Genomic DNA, 4,944 nt, shown 5'->3' with positions numbered 1-4,944 from the left:
CCATGTCTATTTTCACCATTGAGTTCCACCGACTTTTTATAATGATGAATTGCACTCAAAGTATCTCCTGATACCTCATACCCCTCTCCCAAACTATCATGAACATTCCATGAGTCCGGGTTTTCTTCAACATTTAGTTTAAAAATAGCTAAAGCAGTTTCATGCTGATCCCTTCTGAGAAACTCATACCCCAAGGAATTTAGGACGCTTTCAAAATTCACATCAGGGTTACTTTGTTTGTGGGAATAAAAGTCATTTATAGCTTTTTTATTGGCCTTACCATTAAAACTGTCATACAAAGTTTCCTTTAACAGGTTCTTATTACTAAAAAGATCCTGGTCTACAATTCCGGCTACGTAGTCAATTACCGCATCTCTGGAAAATGGGAATTTAAATCCATTTGTCAACAAGATTACGGTAAGATCGTCCTCAGTAAATTTTCTGTAACCTACAATTCCTCCTCCTGTAAAACCATAAGAGGAACGATTATTAACAGGGTACAATCCCCAACCATGTGCAAAAGGAAATTCCTTTTCAAAAAGAAAGGGAGCCCACATTTTGGCTTTTATTTCCTCACTTACTAGAGATCCTTTATCTAATTTTTGATTCCAATTGATAAATTCGTCCAAGGTAATAGTCAACCCTCCAGCACCAAACATATAAGGAGGGACCATCCATTTATTATCGATGATTAAGCCTCCCTCCCCATCGGGGCGGTATTCTGTAATCTCATTTAAAATAACCCCTATCTTCTTATCTGAAAATAAAGCAGTGTTTATGGAAGGTTTAAATTGATTATTTAAAACATAATTTTCAAAGTCCTCTCCCGTCACCTTCCTTATTATGCGGTTAATCAACCAATAATTGGTTTGATTATAATCAAATTGTTCTCCTAATTTAAATTTTATATCGTCTTTAAATACTTTATTCTTGGCTTCCTTTTCACCCAAATCATTATAGTATTTTATGTCAGGCAAGCCGGATGAATGGGTTAATAAATGTTTAATTTTTACAAGTTTCCAGGTATGTGGTAAACCATCTACATATTGGGTAACCTTATCTTCAAGGGTCAATTTCCCATTTTCCACTAATTGAAAAATTGCTGTGGAAGCAAATATCTTAGATAGAGAATGAAGCCTAAATAATGTATTCTCAGTGACTGCCTCATTCTTTTCAATATTCGCATTCCCTAAGAAGCTTTTATAAATGACTTTCCCATCTTTAATTATAGCTAATGCAAGTCCTGGGATTTCATGTCGTTTCACGATCCGATTTATATAATTATCGATTTCCTTCTTATGGGGTGTTGACAATGGTTTTTGCTTCTCGCATGAAAAACTAATGACGGCCATCAACAAGACTACTATAAATGCTCTAAATTTTGACATCAGTGTTCTCATTTCTTATTTCCAGTTTTAATAATATATTGAAAATTAAAATGTTTTTCATTTAACTATTTGCCCTCAATCAAATTGAAAGCATACTCTAGCACGGTATCATGATTATTCAAAAAATCCTCAATACCTTGTACCACATAATGATCTGGAAGTATTCCTTTGTCCTTGGGTAAATCCTGGGCGGTGGTAAAATAGGCCATTCTGGCAACCGAATAAGATATTCCAGTATGAGTAAGTTTCAAATCTCTCTTTCGATTATCCGTACAAAAGAAATTAGAACCTGCTTCTTCCCCAATTAAGGTGGCCATTCTCATTTGTTTCACAAGGGATAAAAAATGGCCTGTAGAGGAATGACCATCCCCATCTTGCAGAATATAAATGTTACCTTGGAATCTCATTTCAGATGGACCATATTTTTTTCCACTCTGGTAACCAGCTGATTCATTTGGGAAATAAATAAACGGCTTGGATGAAATGTGCTGTAATAAATAAGTACTGGCTTGTGATGCCCCTCCACCGTTCATTCTGACATCGATAATTAGGTTTTGGATATTTTTTGAATTGATCCCCTTAAAGCTTTCGTCAATAAAGGTCCTAAAAATACTAATTTTTTCTCCATAAAAAATAAAGGAACGAATTTTCATCACTGCTGTCTTCTTTTCTTCCAAAATTTTTAGACACAAATTCTCCTGACAATCATCCTCAGGTTTTATCCTAGGTTTGTATTGATAGCTGCTTAAAGAAGTCAGCCGAATAGGACCCGGATTATTTCTAATTCTGATCTGAAAAGAATCAGGAAATCCTAAAGCATAGGAAATATAGGCCGTAAAATATGCATTTAGCAATATCCTTTTATAAGTTTCAATTTTTGCCTGAGAGACAATGTGTTTATAAATCTCCTCTTGAATCTCTGAAACCTTTCTTCCGTTAATCGACAGTATTTCTTCCCCAGGGGCCAGTTTGCCCCCATTAACTAACGGATCGGATACATACAACCTATTTTCTATGAACCTTGCTTCTATTGGGAATCTTTTAGAAATGGGTAAAATCTCACTTTCTTGATTAAACCAACCAAATTGTGTATGACTACATCCAATATTCGAAATTATTTGACTGCAATACCAAATAAACTCACCAAATGTAGTAGAATCAGTAATCTTCTTTTTGGTATCCTCCACGGTCCGCCAGAACTCTTTTTTTGATGTGAAATCGTATGGAAAAGGATGAGTCTCGGTTAAAGTTTTGGCTAACTCCTCCAAATCTTCCAAATACTGATATTTTGGATAAACCTTCCAAAATTTATTTTCTTTCTCAAGAGAAGTAATTTTTTGTGCCTGAGAAATTGTCACTGAAAACAGCAGTACAATCAAGGGATAGGTTAACGATTTCATCATCTTATTGTTTTTAGTCCAACCTGATAATAGCCTCTGGGGATGCTCAGCCTATTAGTGATAATTTACAAATTATTTTTGATTATTCTGAAGGAAACCAAATGGATAAAAAAGGGATACTTTTCAATCCGACACGCTTACTTTTCCCTTAATTATTAAGATGGGAGATTCGTCCAAAGTTTTTCAACCTTATCATTTGGTTCATGGAAAGATTTTTATAACCCAAATTCTGCAAAGATTTGATAAAACCAGGTTTAACTCGGGCATGCCATCCATTCACTACATCCTCCACAGGCAAATCATTATAACCCAAAACCTCTAGGGATTTGATGTATTCGTCAAATTTCACTTTTATGATCTCCTCTAATGAAAGTTGGCTTTGTCCAGAGGACCGCAAAGACTTTATGTAACTAGCCTTAATTCCTGCTCGTTTTGCAAGGATCACTTTTTTGAAGGGAATTTCTTGGTACCCTATGGCCTGTAGAGACTTTATATATTCCCCATTTACCCTTACAAAGCCTGCCTCTATCACTTCTTCAAAAGGAATATCTTTATAACCTAAGGCTTCAAGAGATTTTATGTAAGTTTTATTAATCCGAGCATGTCGGGCATCCACCACATCTTCCAATGTCAAATCTTCATAACCCATGGACTGCAAAGATTTCACATACTCCCTATTTACCTTAGCGTGCCCAGCATCAATTAATTCCTTTATAGGAAGATCACGAAAACCTAATTGGTGCAGAGATTTAATAAAGTGGGATGTCACCCGTGCATGTCGGGCATCCACCACTTCCTCCAATGTCAAATTTTCATAACCTAAGGATTGCAAAGAACTCACATATTCCTCATTTACCCTGGCGTGCCCCGCCTCAACCACATCTTCCAACGGAAGAGAACTAAAACCTAATCCCTGCAAGGAATTTATATAATTCGCAGTAATTCTAGCATGTCGGGCATCAATCACCTCCTCCAGGGTTACATCTTTATATCCCAAGGATTGCAAGGATCTAATATAATCCACATTTACCCTGGCATGCCCCGCATCTATTACTTCCTCCAGAGGTAGCGCACTAAAACCTAAGGCTTGAAGGGATTTTATATATTCAGCAGTAATCCTTGCATGACTGGCATCAATCACCTCCTCCAAGGTCACTTCTTTAAACCCTAAAGATTTCAAGGATTTAATGTAATTCCCATTTACCCGGGCATGGCTTGCATCAATTATATTTTCCAGAGACAAATCCTGAAATCCAAAAACTTGTAAGGATTTTAAGAAATCCTCATTTACCCTTGCGTGCCTGGCATCAATTACTTCTTCCAATGTCAAATTACTATAGCCTAAGGTTTGCAAAGACTTTATATATTCAGTACTTACTCTAGCATGACGAGCATCGATTACCTCCTCAAGAGGCAAGTTCTCAAAACCCAATGCCTGTAATGACTTTATATAGTCAGCATTTACGCCCGCATGGCGAGCATCAATTAATTCATCAAGAGTCAAATTTTTATACCCTAATTCTTTTAGAGATTGAATAAAATCAACATCTGTTCCTGATCGTTTTTTCTTTTTTAATTCCTTTTTAGTAAGATTTTTAGAGAGGGAATCCCCGGAAACCTCCAATGGGTTAAATATCGGATTGTTGCCCGTATCAAACATTTTTCTTGTCAAGGTAGCATTTCCTAGGGAAGACTCCTGAAAAAAAAGAAGTATTATAGGTATTGCTGCTACTAAAAAGCCAATTTTCACAAGGCCTGATAGGGCATTTTGTCTGTTGTTTTTCATGTTGATAAATTTTTAATGAAGTGTAAATAATTCTAGTAACTTCTTTCCAAATCTAAATTGAGATTAGAGGGGCTAGATAAAACATCTTGAAGCCAAAAGGTTTAGGCCTTTTTTTACTTTTAGCACCTAGGCGTTTAATTTCAAAACCTGTTCGAAATTAAAATTTAAGTCCTGCATTTTTTGCTCTTATTACTTCATCAAGGCTAAGGTCATCATAACCAGCATCTTTCAATGATTTTATATAATCAGCGTCCACCCCTGCATGTCCGGCTCTAATTAAATCATCCAAAGACAGGTCTTTATATCCTAAAGACTGCAAGGATTTAATATCTTCAATATTAATATCGGCATGGCTGGCTCTTATTAAATC

At 36.0% G+C, this 4,944-nt stretch carries 4 protein-coding genes; all 4 read right to left on the bottom strand.

Features of this window, described 5'->3' with window-relative positions:
• Positions 1-1,388, bottom strand: a 1,388-nt coding sequence (locus tag E1171_RS07120) for a serine hydrolase domain-containing protein (protein WP_187696319.1), incomplete at its 3' end; no start/stop codon positions are given.
• Positions 1,389-1,453: 65 nt separating this feature from the next.
• A complete protein-coding gene (locus E1171_RS07115) occupies positions 1,454-2,791 on the bottom strand; it encodes a S41 family peptidase (protein WP_155205319.1) in 1,338 nt (445 codons plus the stop codon).
• 145 nt (positions 2,792-2,936) lie between these two features.
• On the bottom strand, positions 2,937-4,574 hold the full coding sequence (locus E1171_RS07110; protein ID WP_155205318.1) for a hypothetical protein: 1,638 nt from the start codon (positions 4,572-4,574) through the stop codon (positions 2,937-2,939).
• A 157-nt stretch (positions 4,575-4,731) separates the two neighbouring features.
• Positions 4,732-4,944 (bottom strand): hypothetical protein (locus E1171_RS23715; RefSeq protein WP_222931432.1); only part of this gene is annotated, 213 nt, incomplete at its 5' end.

Origin of the sequence: Xanthovirga aplysinae (genome assembly GCF_009711365.1) — a bacterium.
GTDB classification, from domain to species: Bacteria; Bacteroidota; Bacteroidia; order Cytophagales; family Cyclobacteriaceae; genus Xanthovirga; species Xanthovirga aplysinae.
The sequence above is the reverse complement of the archived record's forward strand: the minus strand, read 5'-3'. Positions and strand labels throughout refer to the sequence as shown.